Source organism: Shewanella sp. LZH-2, from assembly GCF_016859145.1.
GTDB lineage: Bacteria > Pseudomonadota > Gammaproteobacteria > Enterobacterales > Shewanellaceae > Shewanella > Shewanella xiamenensis.
This window is the reverse complement of record NZ_CP069350.1, coordinates 756485-779530: the sequence shown is the minus strand read 5'-3', so window position 1 is coordinate 779530 and position 23046 is coordinate 756485. Positions and strand designations below refer to the sequence as shown.

17 protein-coding genes and 1 riboswitch are annotated in these 23046 nt (G+C 45.2%); of the genes, 6 read left to right on the top strand and 11 right to left on the bottom strand.

Features of this window, described 5'->3' with window-relative positions; genetic code table 11:
* Nucleotides 1-109: 109 nt before the first annotated feature.
* Nucleotides 110-284, bottom strand: a riboswitch (Lysine riboswitch).
* A gap of 243 nt (nt 285-527) precedes the next feature.
* Nucleotides 528-962 (bottom strand): DUF3293 domain-containing protein, encoded by a 435-nt coding sequence (locus tag JM642_RS03560; RefSeq protein ID WP_037421961.1) that lies wholly within the window; start codon nt 960-962, stop codon nt 528-530.
* Nucleotides 963-1544: 582 nt separating this feature from the next.
* Here JM642_RS03560 and arcA point away from each other — a divergent pair.
* A complete protein-coding gene (arcA, locus tag JM642_RS03555) occupies nt 1545-2261 on the top strand; it encodes a two-component system response regulator ArcA (protein WP_007644695.1) in 717 nt (238 codons plus the stop codon).
* Between the two features lie 304 nt (nt 2262-2565).
* On the opposite strand, the gene JM642_RS03550 is transcribed toward arcA, so the two are convergent.
* Nucleotides 2566-4857, bottom strand: coding sequence for a S9 family peptidase (locus JM642_RS03550; protein WP_203432856.1), 2292 nt, complete (start codon nt 4855-4857; stop codon nt 2566-2568).
* Nucleotides 4858-5154: 297 nt separating this feature from the next.
* Between JM642_RS03550 and JM642_RS03545 the strand changes: the two genes are divergently transcribed.
* From JM642_RS03545 to JM642_RS03530, 4 genes are all read left to right on the top strand, one after another.
* Nucleotides 5155-6132: a class 1 fructose-bisphosphatase gene (locus JM642_RS03545; RefSeq protein WP_203432854.1), complete on the top strand. Its 978-nt coding sequence runs from the start codon at nt 5155-5157 to the stop codon at nt 6130-6132.
* A 569-nt stretch (nt 6133-6701) separates the two neighbouring features.
* Nucleotides 6702-7691 carry a nuclease-related domain-containing protein gene (locus JM642_RS03540; protein ID WP_203432852.1) on the top strand — a complete coding sequence of 330 codons (990 nt, stop codon included), beginning with the start codon at nt 6702-6704 and terminating at the stop codon, nt 7689-7691.
* A gap of 161 nt (nt 7692-7852) precedes the next feature.
* Nucleotides 7853-8899, top strand: coding sequence for a nucleoid-associated protein (locus tag JM642_RS03535; RefSeq protein ID WP_203432850.1), 1047 nt, complete (start codon nt 7853-7855; stop codon nt 8897-8899).
* A complete protein-coding gene (locus tag JM642_RS03530; RefSeq protein ID WP_203432848.1) occupies nt 8880-10064 on the top strand; it encodes a hypothetical protein in 1185 nt (394 codons plus the stop codon). Before JM642_RS03535 ends, JM642_RS03530 begins: the two co-directional genes overlap by 20 nt.
* 728 nt (nt 10065-10792) lie before the next feature.
* On the opposite strand, the gene JM642_RS03525 is transcribed toward JM642_RS03530, so the two are convergent.
* Entirely contained in the window at nt 10793-11362 is a 570-nt protein-coding gene (locus tag JM642_RS03525) for a hypothetical protein (protein ID WP_099457458.1), read from the bottom strand.
* Nucleotides 11363-11987: 625 nt separating this feature from the next.
* On the opposite strand from JM642_RS03525, the gene JM642_RS03520 reads away from it, so the two are divergent.
* On the top strand, nt 11988-12476 hold the full coding sequence (locus tag JM642_RS03520; protein ID WP_037429841.1) for a TIGR00645 family protein: 489 nt from the start codon (nt 11988-11990) through the stop codon (nt 12474-12476).
* Nucleotides 12477-12587: 111 nt separating this feature from the next.
* Here JM642_RS03520 and JM642_RS03515 read toward each other — a convergent pair whose 3' ends face one another.
* The 8 genes from JM642_RS03515 to JM642_RS03480 form a co-directional block, all read right to left on the bottom strand.
* Nucleotides 12588-14294, bottom strand: coding sequence for a methyl-accepting chemotaxis protein (locus JM642_RS03515; protein ID WP_203432846.1), 1707 nt, complete (start codon nt 14292-14294; stop codon nt 12588-12590).
* A 294-nt stretch (nt 14295-14588) separates the two neighbouring features.
* Nucleotides 14589-15833 (bottom strand): dicarboxylate/amino acid:cation symporter, encoded by a 1245-nt coding sequence (locus JM642_RS03510; protein ID WP_037429840.1) that lies wholly within the window; start codon nt 15831-15833, stop codon nt 14589-14591.
* Between the two features lie 533 nt (nt 15834-16366).
* Nucleotides 16367-17128 (bottom strand): DNA adenine methylase, encoded by a 762-nt coding sequence (locus tag JM642_RS03505; RefSeq protein WP_203432844.1) that lies wholly within the window; start codon nt 17126-17128, stop codon nt 16367-16369.
* Between the two features lie 142 nt (nt 17129-17270).
* The gene (locus JM642_RS03500) at nt 17271-17492 is read right to left on the bottom strand and encodes a hypothetical protein (protein WP_203432842.1); all 222 of its coding nucleotides are present in this window, start codon (nt 17490-17492) and stop codon (nt 17271-17273) included.
* Complete coding sequence (locus JM642_RS03495; RefSeq protein ID WP_203432840.1) at nt 17489-19288, bottom strand: hypothetical protein; 1800 nt, start codon at nt 19286-19288, stop codon at nt 17489-17491. The genes JM642_RS03500 and JM642_RS03495 overlap by 4 nt, the downstream gene beginning before the upstream one ends.
* Nucleotides 19285-19587 carry a hypothetical protein gene (locus JM642_RS03490; RefSeq protein ID WP_203432838.1) on the bottom strand — a complete coding sequence of 101 codons (303 nt, stop codon included), beginning with the start codon at nt 19585-19587 and terminating at the stop codon, nt 19285-19287. The genes JM642_RS03495 and JM642_RS03490 overlap by 4 nt, the downstream gene beginning before the upstream one ends.
* Nucleotides 19580-20539, bottom strand: a complete 960-nt coding sequence (locus JM642_RS03485) for a hypothetical protein (protein ID WP_203432836.1) — start codon at nt 20537-20539, stop codon at nt 19580-19582. Before JM642_RS03485 ends, JM642_RS03490 begins: the two co-directional genes overlap by 8 nt.
* 11 nt (nt 20540-20550) lie before the next feature.
* Nucleotides 20551-23046, bottom strand: a complete 2496-nt coding sequence (locus JM642_RS03480) for a hypothetical protein (protein WP_203432834.1) — start codon at nt 23044-23046, stop codon at nt 20551-20553.

Below are 23046 nucleotides of genomic sequence, written 5' to 3'. Positions count from 1 at the left end.
AAACTAGGATAAGATATTGATTAACTAACATGATTACGCTCCGAACTAACTTCGTTCGAAGAGCCTGGTGCTCAATGATACGCACCCCAATAGAAGGGAAACAGCAATCGTCACCAGAAGCTCTCCACCAATTACAGGTGACAATCGTTAGGATTCAGCCTAAGCGACCGACATAAACATGCAGCAACCATATCTATGCCTCGGCGTTAATCTCCCTCATCAATCATCGCTGGAGTTTGTGCTCCTCTGACTGACTACCTAGTTAACGCTCCTCTTCTGTTCCTTTCCGCCGGAAAGGGACGAAAAAAGTAGCAATAAACCCCTAATGAAGTCAATGCTAATTTCACACACTATATACAAATTCAATAAACGCATTTAAAAACAATGGGAATTTAAAACGTTTGCGACTTATGCCAAACGAGAATAGGGAAAAATCAATCAGATCTAGCAAAGAAGAAAAACAAACTAGCCTTGCCGTGAGATCAGCAAAGCTTAGCCAGAGGAGCGATTAAAAGCGTCAATCGCGGTTAGGTGACCAAGTCCGGTAGCTCATAAACCAAACGCACATAGTCGTTAAATCGACCTAAACACACCTCTGTTTGCCCGGCTAATGTACAAGGCACTAAACTCACCTCGCCCTGTTCCACCATGTAGATAGCGTATTGATTAAACTTTTTCCCCAACTGCAAGGCCATGCTGCGATCAATAAACACGGCCCAGCTCTTCTCCATATGGGATAAATCTGGCGATGCCCCAATCAGTGCACGATAGGGACTGCCTAATAATTCAATTTCACGTAGAAGTTGGCGGTCGAGTAATCGGTTTTGGCTGGGAGTGAGGGGGGTTGAAGCGGGATTATGGGCGGTAATTACAGCAAAGGAAAAATCACAGGATAATGCTTGAGTAAGCAAAAACAACGGCGTTTGATAATGCTGCCACAAATCTTGAGTCATGTTGTCCATTGGTAGTCTAGTCGAAAAATGAACCCGCGCTAGTTTAACAGAGAGCCTAAAAAATCCAAAGAGGCGTGAACTGGCTCACAAGAATTAAAAATACATTAGTTATACTAATCAATGACTAAAGTAAATATCATGGTAAATCAGCGTCTCAGCCTGAAATTTGTTAACATTTCATTTGTTAACAAATGCCTAAAACGAGTACAATGTCGTCATTGGCCAGTTAAGCAGATAACATTAAGTTTGCTTAATCTTGACAAGGGTTTGTTAGATTCCTCTGCGAAATCACCTTATGCTGGCCAGACATCTTTTAAAATGTGTTCTACATTTGATTTATCATTTAAACATTTTAAAAAAAACAATAGTTAAGGAACTATTTTTAACTATTGCTTATCGAAGTTGATACTGGTTACGTTTTATCGTATTACACTTTAAACGTTCACTTATATACATCCTGACGTGTAGCCGTGAAGATCTTCCCTTTGAAGCACAGAGCAGTAAGTGGAAGTATCAACATTTTATGAATATAAGAATCCGATGTAAGTGATTCTTATGGTTAGAATATTGGTTAAAATTTAGGTACTTAATATGCAAAATCCGCACATTCTGATCGTTGAAGATGAAGCCGTTACCCGTAACACGCTAAGAAGTATTTTCGAGGCAGAAGGGTATGTGGTAACTGAGGCCAATGATGGCGCAGAAATGCATAAGGCTATGCAGGAAAACAAAATTAACCTCGTGGTTATGGACATTAACCTACCAGGTAAAAATGGTCTGTTGTTGGCACGTGAATTACGTGAAATCAACAACATCGGTCTGATCTTCTTAACAGGCCGTGACAACGAAGTCGACAAAATCCTTGGACTTGAAATTGGCGCGGACGATTATATTACCAAGCCGTTCAACCCTCGTGAATTGACGATTCGTGCTCGCAACCTTCTGACTCGTGTTAATAGCGCAGGCAATGAAGTCGAAGAAAAGAGCTCTGTAGAATACTATCGTTTTAACGATTGGAGCCTAGAGATCAACAGCCGTTCTCTCGTCAGCCCACAGGGTGAATCTTACAAACTGCCACGTAGCGAATTCCGCGCTATGCTGCACTTTGTTGAAAACCCAGGCAAAATCTTAACTCGTGCCGATCTACTGATGAAGATGACTGGCCGTGAGTTAAAGCCACACGACCGTACTGTTGACGTGACTATCCGTCGTATTCGTAAGCACTTCGAAAGCTTGCCAGATACGCCAGAAATCATCGCTACCATTCACGGTGAAGGCTACCGTTTCTGCGGTAACTTAGAAGACTAATCTTCAACTTACCGTTTGAACGCCATAAAAAACCAGATCCTAGGATCTGGTTTTTTTATCTCTGCAAAAAAGGTTTTAGCTAAAGCAAACTGGAAATCCAAATTACAACTCAGTGAACTGGAATATTAAGCGCCAGATAAGTTTTGAGTGTGTTGTGATTAAACTAAGCAGCGTACTGTTAAATAAATAGGCTTAACTCAGAATCATACAAAATAAAAAAGAGTGGGGATGTTGCCCCACTCTTTTAAAAAACGCCACTCTGACATAAATACCAGTCTGATATAAATGCCAACCTAACGCTGAGTTATTTACCGCTTTTAAGCTGTCTATCGAGGAAATCCGCCAGCGAGCGGTATAAGTGATTACGCACTTTCTCACCGCGCATCGAATGCTTAGAACCTGGATAATCAATCATTTGAAACAACTTGCCTTCGTCCTGCAACGCCTTATAGACGCGAGTACTGTTTTCAAACAACACGTTATCGTCGGCCATGCCGTGGTACATCAATAGCCCCGACTGATAGTTTTTCACATAGGGGAACACGCTACTGGCTTCGTAACCTTGTTCATTAGTCGCAGGATGGGCGAGATAACGCTCGGTGTAATGAGTGTCATACAAGCGCCAATCGGTGACGGGCGCGCCCGAAATCGCGGCTTTAAAGTAATCCGGCGCCTTAAATAGACTCATCAAGGCCATATAACCGCCGTAGCTGTGGCCATAAATCGCCACATTATCGCTATCGATAAAGGGCAAGCTGCGCAGATAATCGACGCCAACCTTTTGGTCGTTCACTTCCGCTTCGCCCAAGTGACGGTAAATCACTTGCTCAAACTGAGTGCCTCTGTGGGCACTGCCGCGGTTATCCAGTTGAAATACCACATAACCTTGCTGCACTAAGTATTGGGTAAAGTAATCCTGCTCACTCCAACTATTCGTCACCAACTGCGCATGTGGGCCGCCATATACGCGCACTACTACGGGGTACTTTTTGTTCGCATCGAAGGGCACAGGTTTAAAGAGACGCGTTTGTAAGATTTGACCGTCTTCGGCTTTTAGCTCTTTAAACTCAGGCAGTTGCCAAAGGCCAGCATAGTCATACAGAGGATGGCCCGCTTTGACTTGGTTCTGCTCTACCCACGCCAAATGTTGGCCCTTATCACCGTGTAAACTGATCTGTGGTGGCTGAGATAAGCTATTGAAATAATCGAGATACACGCTTTGATTATCGGCAAATACCGGATCGTGCATCCCCGCCTCGCGGCTCACGCGCTCAACCTTGCCACCCGCTAACGGCACGCGGTAAAGATGCTTTTCGATTGGGGTATCTTTACGGCCGGTGAAATACACCCAACCTGCGGTTTCATCGATATATTCCAGCCCATCGACTGCCCAATTACCCTTGGTCAGTTGTGTCTTCAGCTTACCTTTTAGGTCAAACAAATACAGATGATTAAAGCCGTCACGCTCCGAGGCCCAAATAAAGGCCGATTGTTGCTTTAAGAAGTGCAGGTCGTTGTTAAGATTCACCCAAGCATCGCTGCGCTCTTTGACTAAGGTTTTCGGCTTGGTCAGCGAATCTAAGGCAACCAGTTGCAGGTCTAATTTTTGTTGATCGCGGCTCTGCCATTGAAAGGATAAATGCTTGCTATCGGGCAACCAATCGACGCGAGGCAGATAAATATCCTTGTTTTTATCATCGCTTAAGGTGACCCAATTGATACCTTTATTATTAAGGGTCACAACGCCCAGTTGGATCTCGACATTGTTTTTGCCCGCCGCCGGATAACGCTGCTCGGTAAGCTTAATGCCATCGGCGTAGATTTCGTTGCGGGTGACTAACTCAACGCCAGACTCATCGATACGGGTAAAGGCAATGGCCGACTCATCGGGCGCCCACCAGTAACCCGTCATGCGGTCCATTTCTTCTTGGGCGACAAATTCCGCCATGGCATTTTTAATCGCGCCGCCACCGTCTGTAGTCATGGCCTCAAGCTTTTTAGTCGCTAAATTGAGCACATACAAATTTTGATCCCGCACGAAGGACACAAAATTCCCCTTGGGCGATAGGCGCGCATCGGTGGCAAAGCCCTCGCCTATCGGCAGTTGGCTAACGCTGCTATCCGCTAAGGAGAAGTAATACAAATTACCCGAGGCAGGGATCAACAGCGCCTTGCTATCGTCCGCCCAGAAATATTCCATAATGCCGTCGCCATAAATACGTTGGCGCTCGCGGCGGGCCTTTTCTTCATCGGACAGTTCATTGCTCGCCAACTTATCGGCATTCAGCAACAGGCTAGATTCGCCCGTCTTCACATCCATTTGCCAGAGATCGTAAAAGTTTTGGTTATCTTTACGTCCAGCCAGATAAGTCACCCTTTGGCCATCGGGTGATAATTTTAATCCACGGGGGCTCGTACCCGCCAAGGCAGGAGACGCATTCATGCGCTCGATAGTCAGCGGCGTTGTGCCGCCCTCAAGTGCATAGGCGGGGGTAAATATCGCGCTAGAAACCATGGCCAGTTGACTCGCTATCAGTAGGGATGAGGCGCCCAATGTCACCGAGCGCAGGGAAGAAGCTAACCCATTTTTAGTCATTATTATTCCTTGGAAGCATATTCGCCTTTAGGTGGCGATTAAAAAACTGCCGCCATTGTGCCAAGGCACAGCCTAAATAAAAAGCGCAGGCAATATACAGATACAAATTAGCAGGCAAACTCCTGCGGTTAGCTCAATTTTCAAGATAACTAACATCGCCTTGCGATAACAGATAACGGTAACAACCTAAATTGCGTAAAACCCACAGCAACATCGCTGAAATTGTCGACTAACTGAGTTATTATTCGCGGCAAATAATGAAATTGACCTCAATGTTGAACCCCTAAAGGACCTAACATGCAGACTCTTGCCCAGCACTTAACCTCAAAGGCAGTGAACGAATCCCTCGCGCAACTGATTTTGACCTTAGCCGACACCTCCAAAGCCATCAGCCATGCCGTGCGTCACGGTGCCTTAGCCGGTGTGTTAGGCGCGACCGAACAGGAAAACGTGCAAGGTGAAACCCAGAAGAAACTGGATATCATCACCAACGATATGCTCAAAGATGCATTAAAAGCCGACGGTACAGTGCGCGGCTTAGCCTCTGAGGAAGAAGATCATGTGGTTGAAGTCAGCGCCAGTGGTCAATATCTGGTATGTTTCGACCCTCTAGATGGTTCATCGAATATCGATATCAACTCACTTGTTGGCACAATTTTCTCCGTTTTACCCGCACCACAGGGTGAGTTAACCGAGGCGAGCTTCCTACAATCTGGCCGCAATCAGTTAGCCGCAGGTTATGTGCTCTACGGCCCATCAACCATGCTCGCCCTCACCACAGGCCAAGGTGTGCAACTCTTTACCCTGCACCCAGAAACCAACGAATTTTTACTGACCAACGCGGCCATGTGCATCAGCCCAGACACACAAGAGTTCGCCATTAACATGTCGAACCAGCGTTTTTGGGAAGCGCCAATGCAGACCTATATCGCCGATTTACTGCTAGGCAAAATTGGCCCGCGCGAAAAATCCTTCAACATGCGCTGGATTGCCGCCATGGTGGGCGACGTGCACCGCGTACTTTCTCGCGGCGGTATCTTTACTTACCCAACCGACAATAAAGATCCGAAAAAGCCATACAAGCTGCGTTTAATGTACGAAGCCAACCCAATGGCCTTGTTAGTCGAGCAAGCTGGCGGTAAAGCCTCTACCGGTTATGAAACCATTTTGGATATTCAACCAACGCAAATTCACCAACGCGTAGCGGTTATCCTTGGTAGCGCCAATGAAGTGGATGCTTGCCTAAGCTACCATGGTTCGGATTCTCGTAAATAAAGAGCGCGAAGAACCTGATTTAGACTAAGCCGAATCGCTTAGGTTTTGATTTTTCAGATAAAAGCCACTGACCACAGTGGCTTTTTTATTGTCGCTTAATGCGACATTCATTTTAAAATGCGGCCTGACGGCCGGAGTAATTGCGGCCTTACGGCCGAGAAGTTTAACGTCGTGGGGCTTCAACCCACACCCGACCAAGAGGGGATCAACAGCAATTCCCTCTTGGATCTCCCTTGCCGCCCCTAGCGAAGTTACATGCATTGGTTAGTGGCTTCGTGCTTATTCAAAAATCGCTAACGCTTCCGATGGGGCGTCCCTTCCCCCCGAAAGCTACGCAGACGTCCTGTCTGCGTCACGCGATTTTCTTCAACGCCCTTCAGCAACTTCGCAGGGGAAGGTGAACTTCTATAACTTCTGTGTTGGCGGTGAATCCCCAAAAATCTGTGCCTATTCGATCTTTCATCTTTGACCAACGTTAACGTTTAGCGATTTTTGTCTTTATCTTTCAATGGCAAAGTGAGTATTATGAGGCTGATTATTATCAAGTTATGAATGGATGCTGTTGATAAATGATTCTGAAAACTAAAACACTGCAAAATACCCAAACACCACAAACGATTGCGGGTCAAAAACAAGAACAGGACGTTGCCTTCTATCTGCGCCGCGCTTTCAAAGATCATCCAGAAGTGTTAGTCATCAATGATTTTCGATTCACCTTTAACAACGAAACCGCGCAAATTGATCACCTAATTATTTATCCCTATGGTTTTGTTTTAATTGAGTCTAAGAGCATAAAAGGTCATGTAGAAGTAAACCAACATGGCGAATGGACTCGCAGTCACGGCTATCACTGGTTTGGTATGGCATCACCAATTAAGCAAGTTGAACTGCAACAATCGCTGCTTAAAGAGATGCTAAAACAGCATCGAAGTGAAATTCTCGGTAAGTTACTCGGCATAAAACAACAAACCTTTGGTATGCGTTGCTGGGATCATTTATGCGCGGTCTCAAGCGATGCCGTGATCAATAGAGAAACTATGCCTGCGGCAGTTTCAGAACTGTTAGTTAAGACAGAGTTTTTAGTCGAAAAGCTTGAAAAGATCATGAATCTTAAAAGCAAATTCTTCCGACTGATAAATGTGAGTGATACCCGCCCAGATTTTAATCAAGAAGAGCTTAATTCAATTGCTAAATTCTTAATCGATCGACATATAGACCCATATCAAGCAACAACTGAAATACCTCCCACTGAAACACGACAAGTCAAAGAGCCTGTTGCCTCCTTTGACGTTAACAAAGTGGCAGAAGTAAAAAACCAAGCAATAGAGCAACCCACAATAAACAGTATCCTTCGCTGTAAACATTGCGGAGAATCAACAAACTACACTCCAATGTACGGTAAGTTTGGTTATTACATAAAATGCAATCAATGCACCAAAAACACGCCAATGAAACAAGCATGCCCACAGTGCCAAAGCAAAAATATCAAAATACAAAAACGCAACCAAAGCTATACCCTCACCTGCCAAGATTGCAGTCATAGCTCACAAGTGATTTAAAGCTTGGAAAAAAATTTGTTCTAAGTTACAGCTTCAAATAAAGGTTAAGCGCATGATAAATAGAATAAACAGAGATTCGTGAGTGACCCAGCTTTCGCACGCAAAATACCAATATGGTGTAACAGATTCGAAAATATAATGATAAGTAAAGGAAAAAATTGATGGCTGAAAATGTAGCTACAGTTCAGAACGTTATTACAGAATGTATCGTACACAAGCTAATAAAAAAACAACACGTCAAAGGTGCAGACAAAGAGTTACGCGAAACATTATTGCCAGTAAACAAGTCAGTGCAAAGGCTAGTAGATCACCTTTACAACCTTTACTCAAGTAGCACAGGTAAAGCATTTGGGTGTTTCGAACCAGATGAGGATGAGTATCCCGTACAACGATATATTCGACATCACGCCCTAGAAGTTAAGTACGACTTTAAAACGTTATCGGAAAAACTAATGGTACGCTTAGCCAATAAAGCTGGAGAAGAACTATTAGCAACGGGAGGTTATGTACTTTTTGCAAAAATTAGCGTAGGCGATGTTCATTATTTGCTAGTAGCAATTGTTACTGAAACAGTAGGTACGGCTATTACAGATGGCCTAGATGTTATTGACAGTGTTCATCTTGATTTAAGTCACTTACGTGTAGCTGGTCGCATAGACTTGAATGCTTGGCAAGCTGGGGGAGAGCGTTACATTAGTTTTCTCAAGGGACGAAGTGATATCGCTGATTACTTTAAAGTATTTATTGGTTGCAACGACATATTAAAACCACTTGTTGAGACTCAGAAGCTCGTTACAGCATTAGATACTTTTGCAACCGAGCAACAAATGGGAGTTGAATCTAGAGGGGAGTTTTTGGAAAGAGCTCATCAATTTATAATTCAGTTACCCAAAAATACTCCCCTCAGCTTGACTGCTCTGGCCAATCACTGTTGGCCAGATGCTCCTTCTGCACTTACAGCTACTTTATCGCGCGAAGAATTTAGTTTGTCAGATGGATTTGTCCCTGATCGACGAGCAGCAAAAGGATTGGTAAACTTCGAAGGAAAATCTCAGTTCTGGAAGCTAAATTTTTCAAGAACTGCAATCAAAAATGGTCATGTCGAATATGACCATAAAAATCAAAGAATTATATTAACAAACATTCCTGATGACTTAAGAGAAGAACTATTAGCTGAAACAGCTGAAAATGAAGACGATGAATCTTAAGACACTTAGTAAACTATACAAAAATGTTGAACTTTTCGATGGCAGAAAAGGATACTTTACTGCGGCTGATACGGGAGAATTAGAGCTACTCAAATCAGCCTTAGCAGACTCAACTAATACAGGTGTACATCTCCTTCAATCTTTTGATATCGAAACGTTAACGGTCGGTACTAGAGTTAAACTGGAGCTATCAGATCCAAGAATAGGACTTGGGCTTCTAGCTGATAGCTTTGACGATGTGTTGCAATTCCGAAAAGGTAAAATCCAAAAATCCCGATTCTACTTAATTGAAAATGCTTGGTATTCTGAAGATGAAAACGGCCCTGCAATAGTTGATAAATACCTTTCTGTATTGAAATTAGTTGAGCTACTGGGACTTGTTGCGGCTTATCTGGACAAAGATACACAGCAATTGGTATTTGTTAATAACGGTAAATTTATTTTGCCCGTTCAATATGTGACTAACGATATTGAACAAATTAATCAGGATTCTTTATCTAAATTGCTGAGCTTTTTTGAGAGTCCTATCCACAAAGAGCAGAAGTTAAGAATTCTTGAAAAAGTTATATTCCAAAAGTACAAAAAAACCACAGAAGAACATAGATTCGCGAAGTTATTAAATGAACTTCCGGACATTTTCAAACAACTAGATGAAGGTTACGCAATATTTGCTTCTGATTTTTCTTACGAAAAAGTAGTAGATCAACTTGAAGTGACCAAGCTAGAAGAACTCGCAAAAATCAACAAAATATTTTCAGATATTCAGAACCAGATCCTTGGGATACCTGTGGCAACAGTCATTGTCGCCACACAGTTGAAATCCACTAGAGAGATTAACGACCTGTTTTGGATTAACACTGCTGTTTTGATTGGAGTGTGGATTTTCGTTGTATTAATTGACTTGGTGCTTCGAAATCAGAAGCACACATTAAACGCAGTGAATTATGAAACCAAAAGAAAACAAAAACAGATTATTTGCGAATATAATTTTTTACATACAACAGTCAAGAATACATTTGATTTAATCTTCAAACGTATCACACATCAGAAAGTGGTATTACACGTCGTTGATTTTATAGTCACAGTAGGATTTATATTAGCCCACATTGTCTACTTTGCTCTTACAGAACCAGCTTATTACTGGTTTTCCATCTTAAATATCTAGTTAAGACAAACTAGAAAAAATGACCTTGAATCACTAAGGATTAGAGGAAAGATACGAAAGATGGGACAGGCGTAACTCTTTTGAGACTAACAGCAAACGCCGAGTTCACAGTAGTTTCCCCCTCCCCTCGAAGTTGCCGCAGGGCGAATAGACAAATTGCGTGAGTCTCGCCAAGGATGGCGAGCTAGCTTTCGCAGGTACATGGGCGAATGAAAATCGGTGATTTTTGCGCTTATGAGCGAGAGGCAGGGACTGCCGAACTGGAGTGCTTTACATGGATGTAAAGCGGAGCCTTCGGAAGTGTTAGTGATTTTCGAATAAGCATGAAGCCCTGCTTTATAAATAGAGAGTCAATGCATGTAACTTCGCTAGGGTGAGTGCTGAATAGCAGCGTTACGAACGAGAGCCATGGATGGCGAACTGGCAGTTAGACATGGACGTTGTTCGGCAAGGACTCTTGTTAACAAAGATCCAAGAGGGAATTGCTGTTGATCCCCTCTTGGTCGACTCTTTATTAAAAAATCAGGGGGGTGAAGCCCCGCGACTTTGATTTACCTCGGCCGAAAGGCCGCAATCATTCACATACCCACAGCGATAACCTTGCCAATTCAAACACTAAACAAACCAGCATTATTATCGGGTGTGGGGTGAAGCCCCATGACGTTGATTCACCTCGGCCGTTAGGCCGTATTGCTCTTCTACACGTCAGTGGAAACTGAAACACCCAACTAACTTGCAACACAAAGATTTTGCTGAATCTTCCAACGACGTTCCATTAATGGAATCGAAAACCCATAACATACCACCACAATCAAAGGTTGAAGCTGAAAACTCAACTCAGGCCACAACATAAAAGCTGCCACGCAAGCTACAGTGCGCACAATTGCATGTACAATCGCCACCTTTTGCGCCGCTAAAACGCCGAAAACCAACCACATTAATCCTGTTTGCACGGCGAGGGCGAAGGGCAAGGCTAAATAGTTTTCCATAAAAAAGGGAATACTGATGCTAAAGGTTAAAAAACTCATCCCCATGGCAGCCAAAAACACAGTCTCAAACCAATTACGATCAGTGCTTTTCTTGAAGGAGATATTTTCACCAGTAAGACGCGAGACTCCCATAGCAAGATAGACAATAGAACCCGTGCCGATAAATGTTGTCATCACCATTTGCGATGCTGGCAGAATAAAACTCAAGATAAACAATAGCGTCCATACAATCATGCCTGATAAGGGCATAGCTAAAGCACGTTTTTGGCGGTATTCGATAAGTTGTTGATCCAGTGATTGATGTTGCATGATTAAGCCTCCTTGTTGGTATGGCTTAAGTATCCCTGCATCCGCTAAATCACGGCAGTGTGAGTTGTCAGCAATTACGGATGACAAATGTCATTCAAAAAACAGGAGAGGGGAAAGATAGGCAGGCACAAATCTTTAGGACTAACAGCTAACACCAAGGCAAAAGAAGTTCACCATCCCCTGCGAAGTTGCCGCAGGGCATTGACGTTCGTTGCGTGAGCGAGGCATCAAAAAACAGCACAAGTATAACTTTTCACTCAATGGTTACACCAAAACTGGCATTGTTGCACCAGTGACCTTCTAAAACAGGATGTTTTAGTAGAGCTTACAGGGACGTATTTACAGCGAGTCACTGGTGTAACAGTGCGAAAGCCTGCGGCAGGCAATGAGTTAATGCTTTAGCCAGAAGCCGCAAGGGATAAGATGGGATAGTTAACCCCACTAACCTAACTCACCTTGGCTGTAAGACTGCAAAAACCAAATCAGCTAAGCCCGCAACTTGGGCTTAGCTGCATATACCTCACGCCTTTGCGATTGGCCGATAGCGCGGCGTTAACCCAGTATGTTATTGTTTTAGCATCATAGATTCGATTTTTGTGCTTTAACCACTAAGGGTTTACTCCAAATGGAAAAAATATTTGAAAGACTCATGTATGCATCACGCTGGATTATGGCGCCGATCTATTTAGGGCTGAGTCTAGTGCTATTGGGCTTAGGCATTAAATTCTTCCAAGAAATCTTCCATATTCTGCCAATCATTTTTACGATGACCGAAGTGGATCTGGTGCTGGTGACCCTGTCTTTAATTGATATCACCCTCGTGGGCGGCTTGATTGTGATGGTGATGTTTTCTGGCTATGAGAATTTTGTCTCGCAGCTGGATGTGGGTGAAGACAGTGAGAAGCTCAGTTGGCTGGGTAAATTAGATTCAGGCTCACTGAAAAACAAAGTGGCGGCGTCGATTGTGGCGATTTCGTCGATCCACCTGCTGAAAATCTTTATGGATGTGAAGAACATCGATAATGACAAAATCATGTGGTACCTGTTAATTCACATCACCTTTGTATTATCCGCTTTTGCCATGGGCTATTTGGATAAAATGACCCGCAAATAAGCATGCAATACGGGCGGGAAGTGAACATCAGTTCCCGCCCCTTTCACTCCAGCCTAGGTAAAACCTGGTATTAACTTAGCAGCACCATCAACATTTATAGTTATCAGCCCTTTATAACCTAAAACGACTCAGAGATGTTTTCATCTCACTAGCCATTTTCCGCAGTTGATGGCTAGCAGTCGATAATTCTGAAGATTTGATATTGGTGTTTTCTACCGCCTGCGCAATATTTTCCATATTCTGATTAATCGTCCCCGACACAACGGCTAGTTGTTCTGTTGCGCTAGCAAGTTGGTCATTCACATCGGTAATGCTCGACACCGCGGCGTTAATACGCGTTAGTGCCTCATTGGCCCGTTGAGAACAGGCAATTGTCTGTTCTGTTTCGGTTCGGCTTTGCGCCATTGATTGCACAGCGTTGACAGAGTCTTGCTGAATACCTTGAATACGCCTATTAATGTCCTGAGTTGACGCTTGAGAGCGGCTAGCAAGAGTGCGAACTTCATCTGCCACCACCGCAAAACCCCGCCCCATTTCGCCTGCACGTGCCGCTTCTATCGCAGCATTTAAAGCCAATAGATTGGTCTGCTCCGCAATAGCACCAATAACATCGGTGACCGCGCCGATTTCATCACCACGTTTAGATAACTGCCCGATCACATCAGAGACTTGCTCCAGTTTCAGTTTAAGCGCATCAATCGCTGTTATCGTTTGCCCGACAGACATTACCCCATTTTGAGCTTCATTGTCGGCGTCCCTTGTCGCTTTAGCGGCCATAGTCGCGCTGCGAGCCATGTCCTCACAGGTCGAGGTCATTTCATTTACCGCGGTGGCGACTTGGGCAGTTTGATCCATCACATTTTGTAAAATGTGCTGTGTCTGTTGGCTGGTATGATCTAGCGCTTCAGATTGCTCGACCAATTGCTCTGCCATCGACGACTGTTGACCGATAATATTGCGTAATTGCTTGATAAGACCACTTAATGCCGCTAACAGGCTATCGTGATCTCCCGCTTTCAAGCCAAAGTTCACCGAAAAATCCCCTGCTGCGACCTGCTGTACCAGTGCTTTTGTTGTCGCCAGTTCTCCGCCGAGTGCCTGTAATAACCAGCGACGGATAAATAACGACACACCTATGGTCAGCGCCATAATAACCACGACAACTAATCCAACTCGGATAGCCACCGCCCAAAAGGCCTCCTTAACATCATCAATATAAAGACCAGAACCCAGCACCCAACCCCATTTATCATCCTTAGCCACGTAAGACAACTTAGCGTAGCGCTCCTCGGTTACTCCCCCGCCTTTTATGGGTTTAGGCCATTGGTATTCAACAAAGCCATTGCCATAACGGGTGATCACGTCAACAAAACTGACGAACAAGTTAGCATTATTGAGGGGCTGTTGTTGGCTGCCATCACGGTTACGCATTAAGGTGGCGTGATAAAAGTTTGGCCGATCCAATACGGTACCGTCCAGAGCCGATACCGTTGGATGCATAACCATTTTGGGTATAGGCCGACCGGTATCGTTAATCCAAATATATTCCGCGCCATCATAACGAATGGCCTTAATGGTCGCCATGGCCTGCTGCTGCGCCTGTTCAGTGCTTAACGAACCGCTTTGCTCCAGAGCTTGATAATGTTTAACGACGCTCAGGCCACTATCAATAATCGCCACAACACGATCTTCCCTCCCCTTAATCAAACTCTGGTTAAGGGTATTTAGCTCCATTAGACCCAATACCACAAAGCCCAACAATGCGAGTAACGGAATGCTGAGTAATCGGCCTCCGACTGTCTGCCAAAATCCAGCCATGGTGCCTCCTAATATTCCAAGTGATTCAAGCGTATAAATCAGTATGGTTGAAGTTTCATTTATTTAGCCACTTTTAATTTGATAAAAGTACTCTATGGATTTGTAACAACTCACCTTGGGACTAGCTACTTTTTAGCTCAAATAAAGGCCGTATTTAGGCTGAACAAGCTCAGAGGATTGATTGTTGTCGCAACAACAAAAGGCAAGTAAATAGACCAATATCAATCCTGATTTATTTAACAAAAAAGCCACTTTAATCAGTGGCTTTAGTATTTAAAAAGATGCTTGAGGACGTTAATTCTTGGCTAACTCAAGCTCATGCACTTTTTCGGTTTGATCGACTATGGTCAATACCGCGGTATCGCCCACTACGTTGCAAGAGGTCAGCACCATATCGATGATGCGATCCAGCGCCGCCACAATCGCAAAGGCTTCAATCGGTAAACCCATTTGATGGATTAACACGCCAATCATCACCATACCGCCACCGGGTACCCCACCCGCGCCAACCGATAATAAAAAGATACTAAATAGCAGCGATGGCAATTGCTCGCTGGTGATTGGCATACCGAAGGCATTGGCAACAAAGAAAATCGCAATCGTGATATAAATCGCCACGCCGCCCATATTCATGGTCGCCCCGAGCGGTACGCCAAAGCCAGCCACTGCGCGGTTAACCCCGAGTTTTTCAGTCAAGGTACGCATAGTCACAGGAATCGTGGCATTGGAGCTGGCGGTAGACAGTGAAAACAGCACTTGCTCCTGCGTCTTCGCCCGAAAGGCCTTAGCCGAAATCGGTGTAAACATACCGACCGCCAACGGATAGACCACAAAAATCCACAACAACAGCAGGGCTAGAATGATCACTAGGTATTCGAGCACACTCATAAATACCGCGGCATCTAAGGTAGCACCTAACTTAAACATCAGCGCAAACACCCCGAAAGGCGCAAGACTCATCACCACAGAAATCAGCTTCATCATGATTTTATTGGCGGTTTGAAAGCCTTGTACCGCACCAGCCACATGCTCGCCGAGGGACTTCATCACTCCACCTAACATCAGCGCCATAAAGATCACTTGTAGCATATTGCCCGACATAAAAGCCGCTACCGGATTACGCGGCACAATATCAATCAACAGCGCCATTAAGCTGGGGAGTTCGGTCGCGGTAATGGCGACACCATCGGTGCTGCTCATATCGACGCCTTTACCAGGGTCGAGCAGTAGCACCACTAACAGAGCGGTCGAGATGGCGACCACAGTATTAATGATGTAAAAGCCGAAGGTTTTGCCGCCAAGGCGCCCAAAGCTTTTTAAGTCCTGCAACTCGCACACACCACAAACGATACTGACAAATACCAGAGGTACGACCAACATCATGATCATGTTGACGAACATAGTGCCGACGCCGCTAGCCAATTCGACTAAATTGCCTGAAAAAAAGCCAATATCGTTTAAAAAATACTGCACTAAAGTGCCAAGAATAAGTCCCGCAAATAGACCGATAAAGATCCGTGTCGAAAGTGATTTCATCATGCTGATCGTTTTCCCAGATAGCTCATCTTTTGATATTCATCTTCCCTAATGAGCAACATCGCCATTCCCTTTTAAGTTCAGGCGGGGATAGTGAAACATGCTGGCAGCAAATTCAATGAATAAATTTACTTATTTCATTTTCAATTAAGCCAAACTCATCACAAAAAATTTTTAACATTATGATTTATAAGAAAAATAAAATCATCGATTAATAATCACGCTATTAATACATAAGTTAAAAAATCAAAAATTAAACACTATTTAAACCAAATAAACACAATTAATCGATTGATACCGAATAAGACTAGATTTAAAAACTGAATAAATACTTTAAATAGTATTAAAAACTACAGATATCGAACTTAACAGAGAGATGGGGAAGGATAACAACTAACAATATGCCAGTAGCACTAGCTCAAGCCGATGCGACAGCAGGTGCTGCTGTTTTGTAGCGCGCCGCCCGAAGTGAGAAATGGTGTTGCCTATATGAGAAAAAGCAAAGGCCCTCATTAAGAGGGCCTTCTTATATATGTCTACCAATTCCAGATCAGTAGCTCTTGCTGCTCCCCTGAACGGCCTGAACCACCTACCGTGTATTTAATGCCTAGGGTCTTCATTTGTAACCCGGCAAATGCCTCTCGCATTTCGGGGATGTCGTTAACGCTGATCACCATCTTGCCTTTGATAGTCTTCGCCAGCTCGGCCATCAAAGCATATTGCTCTAGCCCAAACTCTACGCCATAGCCTGCGGTACTCCAGTAAGGCGGGTCTAAATAGAACAAGGTTTCAGGCTTATCGTATCGTCTTACACATTCCACCCAGTCCAACCGCTCGATATAGGTTCTCGCGAGTCGAAGATGCGCAATACTGAGATCTTCCTCTATTCGCAATAAGTTCAAACCAGCTGGGCGTGATGCTGAACTCCCAAAGTTCTGACCAGATACCTTGCCGCCAAACGCCAGCTTTTGCAGATAGTAGAATCGGCTCGCTCGCTGAATATCGGTTAAGGTTTCAGGGTTAGTATTCTTCTGCCATAGGAACTCTTCACGGCTGATTAACGCCCATTTAAAGTGCCTAATAAACTCCTCTAAATGATGTTTAATGACTCGATAAAGATTCACCAAATCACCATTCATATCATTTACCACTTCGACCCGTGCTTCGTCTTTGCTGAAGAACATCGCTGCACCACCGCAGAATGGCTCCACATAGGTATGATGCTCAGGGAATAACGGTAAAATCTCTTTAACTAATCTACGCTTACCACCCATCCAAGGGATGATCGGTTTTGGCATGTGAGCCTCCTTTTTTAGGATTTTTTATGCTAGGCTCGGTTCGCCGTGTCGACGCGGTGAGGGAGCCTTGGTTGGCTCACAGGGTGTTATCCTGTGTGTTGACGGTCTGGTAATGTTGGTAGCATTGCCAGACCGCTCTCTTTTAAATCTCTATTTCTACATAAGTCAGATCGGCGGCTTGGCCTTGGATCTGCCCATCTACGATATACACTTTGCCGCTGGCAACTGAATCACCTAATACGGTTTGATAACTGCCATCGGCGTGTTGCACTGTCGTACTGCCATTAGCCACGTTAACTACAGTCGCCACACTGCGTTGCGGCTTAGGGTTTAGGTTCGCTAAGCGTTGGTAGATATTGCTCATGCGGTGACTCCACTAGCAGCTTTATTCCTCAGTAAATTCACGATTTGATTCACTGTCACTTGGCCAGTAGATTCACTCACCGACGCGCTAATACTCCATGCCTCACAGACCGACTTAAACACCTCGGCACCTTTACGAACCCCAATCAACATGCCTGGGCGCATGGGTGGTAAATCCGCTAACACCTTAGTGCGTATTGAGGTTTGCACTTTATTACCCGCATTGGCTAACTCAGTGGTACCTCGCATTCTGGCGGCTTGGTTATCAGTAATTAACTTGTCCACTATATCAACACAAAAGTTGTCGCCAGCAGTCCCGAAGCGTTTCACTTTTGCTGCAACGCCCTGTTGCTCTCCCCTTACAAACACCGCATTAGCATCGGGTCGAATGTCCACTTGCTCGCTAAAATCGAGGATCACGCCATCGTGTAAAATCACGTCGGGCACCGCAGTTGCGGTATTCCAAGGCACCACGGGCCATTGGGGGATCACGGTAATCGTTTGGGTTTCATCATTCACATCGAGCATGGCCCCAATCCCCGCCGCCATCATATTCAGCGCTTCTGCGGGAGTTTTAGCGGCATAACTAAAGGCATTCGCGGGGATGGTAAAATCGGAGATCCGGCTGGCAATCGACCAGCCCGTATTGGCCACAATGTCAGACATCAAACCGATAAAACTGCGGGAGGCCATATTCACATAATTGCTAGCCTTCTTATGTGGGCTGGCAAGTAGCGCTAAACGACCTCGGCAAGTGGCACTAAAGCTTTGCTTACCAAAGCCTTTGGACTCGTTAGGGGACTCACACAGCAGATAAAAGTCATAACCGTTAATGCTGATTTTTAGTAACTCATTGGCCGCACGCTCGGCATCGATGCGGGATGAAAACACCACAGTGCCACTGCTCGACCATTGGGAACGCGACTTAGCGATAGAGACCGATTTCAGCACCACCGCAGCACCGTCACTTACCCGAATACAACTAATTTGCGGCTGCATGAGATAACTCCTTCTAATTTGCGGTTCAATGGAGATCTTAAAATCAATGGTGGGTAATGATGGGTTAGTGCCTATCAGGCCGCCGCCATCGTCCCAGTAACAAATATTTGGTGAAGGGGTAAAGTTGATCACAATAGGACTCGCGGCATCTTTCCAAGGATCACTAAAGTTAATGGTGACTTTGCCTTTGGGTGGTCGATACTTACTCGAGCACACCCACCGCGCCGCATGTGGCCCCCAAGCGATTCCTTTCATGTCGCCTGCTGCACGAATATTTGTGTGGGCAAGCTTAACCTCAGTCGCGACTAACTCACGTTGCAGTAAACCCAATGCGATAATTCGCGCTGTTGCTGCTGGTTGTCGCCATGGCATGGCAACGCGGGTTTGCACCGCTTCTGGCGATAGCCATAGGCTAGTAGCTTGCACCGCATGTAAATCTGGGACCAACCACAGCACATCAACATTACATGGCACTAGGTCATTCCAGCGCCACACTACTGAGGCGGTAATGCCCATTAATGCCTTAGCTTGCCACGCGGCCGTTACCATTTGCGCCACATGGCCAACTTGCCATTGTGGCCTGATTTGCGTGGCATGGCTTTGGGTGGCTGACTCGATGCTGAGTAGCTGTGCAACACTGGGCCCAACCGCAATACCTATGCCACACATAAGGCCAATGGTACCCGGGCTAATGGGTACCTCTGGTACTTCTGGCGTAGGTTCATCGGTAAAACTAAGAACAATAGGTGAAGCGGCCGCAATCCATGGTGTATCAAAACTGATAACAATGGCTGTCATGGGCGGATCGTCACTTGATTACCGTTAATTAAATCGGCTTGCCGACCATCTAAAAACTTAGCGTTATAGTTGAGGTCATTATCGAGTATACCAACCAATAACAGATTGCTTGTCGCATGTTCCAATGGCGTTATCAGTTTAATATCTTTCACTTGATTGCAATTGAAAACATAATAAATTTCGCATGTTAAGCGATTCATTACAATTAATCGCTCTGCGTTATTATCAACTTTAATGTCTACCACGGCTTGATGATAAACAGATGATTTTGCAGGCTTTACATCAATAATTTTAGGCATACCATTCACCAGTATTAATCCATAATTTATTGACAAAAACACCTCTTAGTAAAGTGTAAGTTTTCCCATCAAAAACTCTATCTACTGGCCAATCATTATTAATGTAACCAAGAAATGATGACACACTCATTCCCGGGGCAGTTCCGCGACATACAGGCAATGACGGGCTGATATTTGCAGGAACCCCACTAGCATCATTGGCGTTGTATGAGATTTCTAAATACGGCATGACAAAATTATGCTGTAGGTTCGATGCCTCAGCATCGTTAGTAAATGGGGAAGTATTCTGGCTTCCGTTGGAAAAAGGAAGGGTCGCTGCATACATTCTGCTGGCATTGGCACCATCAACAGCATACAACTGGGCATAAAGTGTCCCACTCCAACCAATAACACTACCAGCGGGTATCGTAGTTAAATCACCACCAGTGCTATTACCTGAAATAAGTGAAAAACAGTTCACATCATTAGGGTAAAAACTATGAATATCACCAATGAAGTAACACCAATAAATAGTGTTAGCAGCAACCTGCATCTTTATTGAATCAGTCCTATGCTGTATTAAGTAGAATCCCCTTGAGGTACCTATAATTTCCCAGCCCTTACCAGAGTTTGAAAGTGTTGTGGCTCTAAGGCCACAGGCTTTAGTAAATACATCTAAACCAGACATATCCCCTGCGCATTTTATATAACAGCCTTGTTGTGAGTTATTACCACCAGTAATAGACCAAAATTGAAAATAGCCACCAGAACCACCATTGGCAATTGAATTTCGGAAAGCTACCTTTTGTGTTCCAGCATTCTCAAACGCTAATGTCCAGCCAAGTGGGGCTTTATTTCCATAACCTTCGACTAGGCATTTTTTAAGAATATTAATCCACTCTGAGGGGGTAGCATTAACCAACTGCGGTGCACCTGGGTCTGTGTAGCGATAAACTGTTACTGGTAATCCCATTGCATTTACTCCTATGACTCGTTGCCAAAGAATGACAGCACGGCTTTATCTTTGGTGATTTGACTGTGGCCAACCTGCACATTACGCAGCAGCATGATAGGTTTTGAGGCGGCAAAGGTTGGGAAGCGCAGCACTTCCCCTGTTTGCCAGCCACCGCCCCAACCGCCTTTTCTGAGCACAAAGTACGGGCTATTGGTCACTGGATTGATTGGGGCAAAATCATTGAGTGTGTCACCTAAACCAATTTGGCCGAGGCGGCGACCTACGCAGCGGAACGCCGTTGGGCTGGTCATAATCAATGCCCAATCCTCGTTTACTGCGGTGTTGTTTTTCACCTCTATCGGGTAATCCACTGCGTTGTAATTGCCTGTGGCTTGGTCGCCATCAACATCCCAGTTATTGGCCCATGCGGTCATATCGCGCACTTGGCCTACACGGGCCTGCAGGTCGCCAAGGATTTGCACACTGGCCACTGTGGCCCCTATCGGATATTCACGGGTTAATGGTTTGGCCAGAACGATAGCGTTTTGGGTAAAGCTTGAGACTAATGCCAGTTCGCTAATCACATCGGTTAACACAAAGGGCGCAGCGAATCCGGCAAAGTCGCTGTTAATGGTGACAGTGCCTGCAGCCTTATTAACAGTGAAATGGGTATTTCCGCTGGTCCATAGGCTCGCCCCATTAGCATCGGTAATGTCGCTAAAGGCGGCGTTTTGGCGAATGTTATAAACAGTGCCAGGCGTGGCGGTAACTTGCTGCACTTGTGAGTGTGAGATTGCCACGGTGCCCCACTGGCGGAACATATTCACAATACCATCGTTAGGAATACGCAGCGGATTAAGGCCGTAAATCTCAGCCGGTGGCAGTTGCCGTACTTGGTCGCTAATGTCATAACGTAATGTGGTTAAATCCACTGGGGCGCTAAAGGTCAGTTCGACAATACCACTGCTAATGTTGCCAGTAATGCCGCTACCCGCAACCACACCTTGAGCATTGGCAGAGGCGCTAATCAGCGCACGGTCTGAGATGCGCTCAACTTGCACATAAAAGCTTTCTAATAAGGGATTAGGCACGGCCAAGGTAAATTTTGCGGCACTGTCGCCTGCGGCCGCTGCGGCGCTCGATTCGACCAATCCGGCATAGGTAAAGGTAAACTCGCCACGGCTAACCACTTGCTTAGTCACCGCGCCTGTTAAGTAGTTAATGGTGGCTAAGAGTTCAGTGCCATCATAAAGCTTGCCTATGGTGCTATCGCCACTAACCCTTTCATACACATCTTGGGCGGCATAGTTGGCATCAGCAAACACCGCACGGCCCTTAATACTGCCGACTGTCAGTTGTTTATTCACGGGGAACGGGTTAACACTTGAATAGATGCTGTACTTATAGGACGACACATAAAACAGGCTTGCGGTTGCCGCATTATTAAAATTTACGTTTGAATTTAATGTTACTGTGATATTACCCGTGCCAACCGTCACCGATTGAATGTAGCTGTTATACCCGCCCATACTCGCCGTAGGTACCGTGGAAACGGCAACTAGGCCATTATCATCAGTTAATAAATCCGGGGTCGTAAAGGTATAGCTATAGGTGCCTTTACTGGCGGGTTGAGTGATCACTTTGCGGATCACTTGGCTTACCGTGGCATCCCCATTCTCACTGCCGCCCACAATGGTATTGCCCGGCTTTGGCAGTATGGTGGTAATGGCTGGCAGCAAGGATAACTGTGTCGCCCCCACGGCCAAATTTACCCCATTGGCTACGGCGGTTAATTTAGTCACACCATGGAACTTAAGCGGTGATGCGGTGTTAGATAAGCGCAACTTAGTACACTTGGTTTGACCATTAACCAACAGCGATGCCCAAGGGGTGGCAAAGGGGATCGGCGGCGAAAATACCACGGTACCCACTTCGCCGTTAACAATTCGAGTGCCAATCACTTTGCAAAAATGGGTTTTACGTGGCCAGTCGGCATTCTCTACCCCGGTATATTCCACGGTAATACAAATTACTTGGCCCACGGCGAGATAGGTGGTTTTCCAGTAGTCGCGGTCATTAAAGCGGTATGACGACTGCAAATAATCGGAGGAAAACGAGTTTTGATTCACCAGAAAGCCGGGGCCGCCTTCACGAATTAATTCCCCTGCAGTAACCGATGATTCGATAATTTCTTTCATATCGGTCATGCGGGACGCATCATTAAGCGCGGGGGATTCAATCATAAACACGTTTACCAGCGGATCGAGGGGCGGCTCACTGAAAAACACATGGGCCTGCTTAAGCTTGCCCGTATCATTGGTGTAAAGCGTGGGGAACGCCTTGGCTATTTCGATACTCGATTGGGCATGATCGATATCAGAGATAGCATCAAACAGTTCGTTAATCTGCCCTGATTGCACAGCGTTGTTCGTGCGCTGGCCGCCAGCCTCATTGCTTGAACCTAACAGTTCAGGCTTGAATATTTTTAAGCTATCGCGGGAAATTGGAGTCGGGGAAGTTGCCAT

Excerpts from the sequence above, each read along its gene's own strand:
- JM642_RS03560 (WP_037421961.1), bottom strand. The coding sequence starts at position 962 with ATGGACAACATGACTCAAGATTTGTGGCAGCATTATCAAACGCCGTTG.
- arcA (WP_007644695.1), top strand. The coding sequence starts at position 1,545 with ATGCAAAATCCGCACATTCTGATCGTTGAAGATGAAGCCGTTACCCGT.
- JM642_RS03550 (WP_203432856.1), bottom strand. The coding sequence starts at position 4,857 with ATGACTAAAAATGGGTTAGCTTCTTCCCTGCGCTCGGTGACATTGGGC.
- JM642_RS03545 (WP_203432854.1), top strand. The coding sequence starts at position 5,155 with ATGCAGACTCTTGCCCAGCACTTAACCTCAAAGGCAGTGAACGAATCC.
- JM642_RS03540 (WP_203432852.1), top strand. The coding sequence starts at position 6,702 with ATGATTCTGAAAACTAAAACACTGCAAAATACCCAAACACCACAAACG.
- JM642_RS03535 (WP_203432850.1), top strand. The coding sequence starts at position 7,853 with ATGGCTGAAAATGTAGCTACAGTTCAGAACGTTATTACAGAATGTATC.
- JM642_RS03530 (WP_203432848.1), top strand. The coding sequence starts at position 8,880 with ATGAAGACGATGAATCTTAAGACACTTAGTAAACTATACAAAAATGTT.
- JM642_RS03525 (WP_099457458.1), bottom strand. The coding sequence starts at position 11,362 with ATGCAACATCAATCACTGGATCAACAACTTATCGAATACCGCCAAAAA.
- JM642_RS03520 (WP_037429841.1), top strand. The coding sequence starts at position 11,988 with ATGGAAAAAATATTTGAAAGACTCATGTATGCATCACGCTGGATTATG.
- JM642_RS03515 (WP_203432846.1), bottom strand. The coding sequence starts at position 14,294 with ATGGCTGGATTTTGGCAGACAGTCGGAGGCCGATTACTCAGCATTCCG.
- JM642_RS03510 (WP_037429840.1), bottom strand. The coding sequence starts at position 15,833 with ATGATGAAATCACTTTCGACACGGATCTTTATCGGTCTATTTGCGGGA.
- JM642_RS03505 (WP_203432844.1), bottom strand. The coding sequence starts at position 17,128 with ATGCCAAAACCGATCATCCCTTGGATGGGTGGTAAGCGTAGATTAGTT.
- JM642_RS03500 (WP_203432842.1), bottom strand. The coding sequence starts at position 17,492 with ATGAGCAATATCTACCAACGCTTAGCGAACCTAAACCCTAAGCCGCAA.
- JM642_RS03495 (WP_203432840.1), bottom strand. The coding sequence starts at position 19,288 with ATGACAGCCATTGTTATCAGTTTTGATACACCATGGATTGCGGCCGCT.
- JM642_RS03490 (WP_203432838.1), bottom strand. The coding sequence starts at position 19,587 with ATGCCTAAAATTATTGATGTAAAGCCTGCAAAATCATCTGTTTATCAT.
- JM642_RS03485 (WP_203432836.1), bottom strand. The coding sequence starts at position 20,539 with ATGGGATTACCAGTAACAGTTTATCGCTACACAGACCCAGGTGCACCG.
- JM642_RS03480 (WP_203432834.1), bottom strand. The coding sequence starts at position 23,046 with ATGGCAACTTCCCCGACTCCAATTTCCCGCGATAGCTTAAAAATATTC.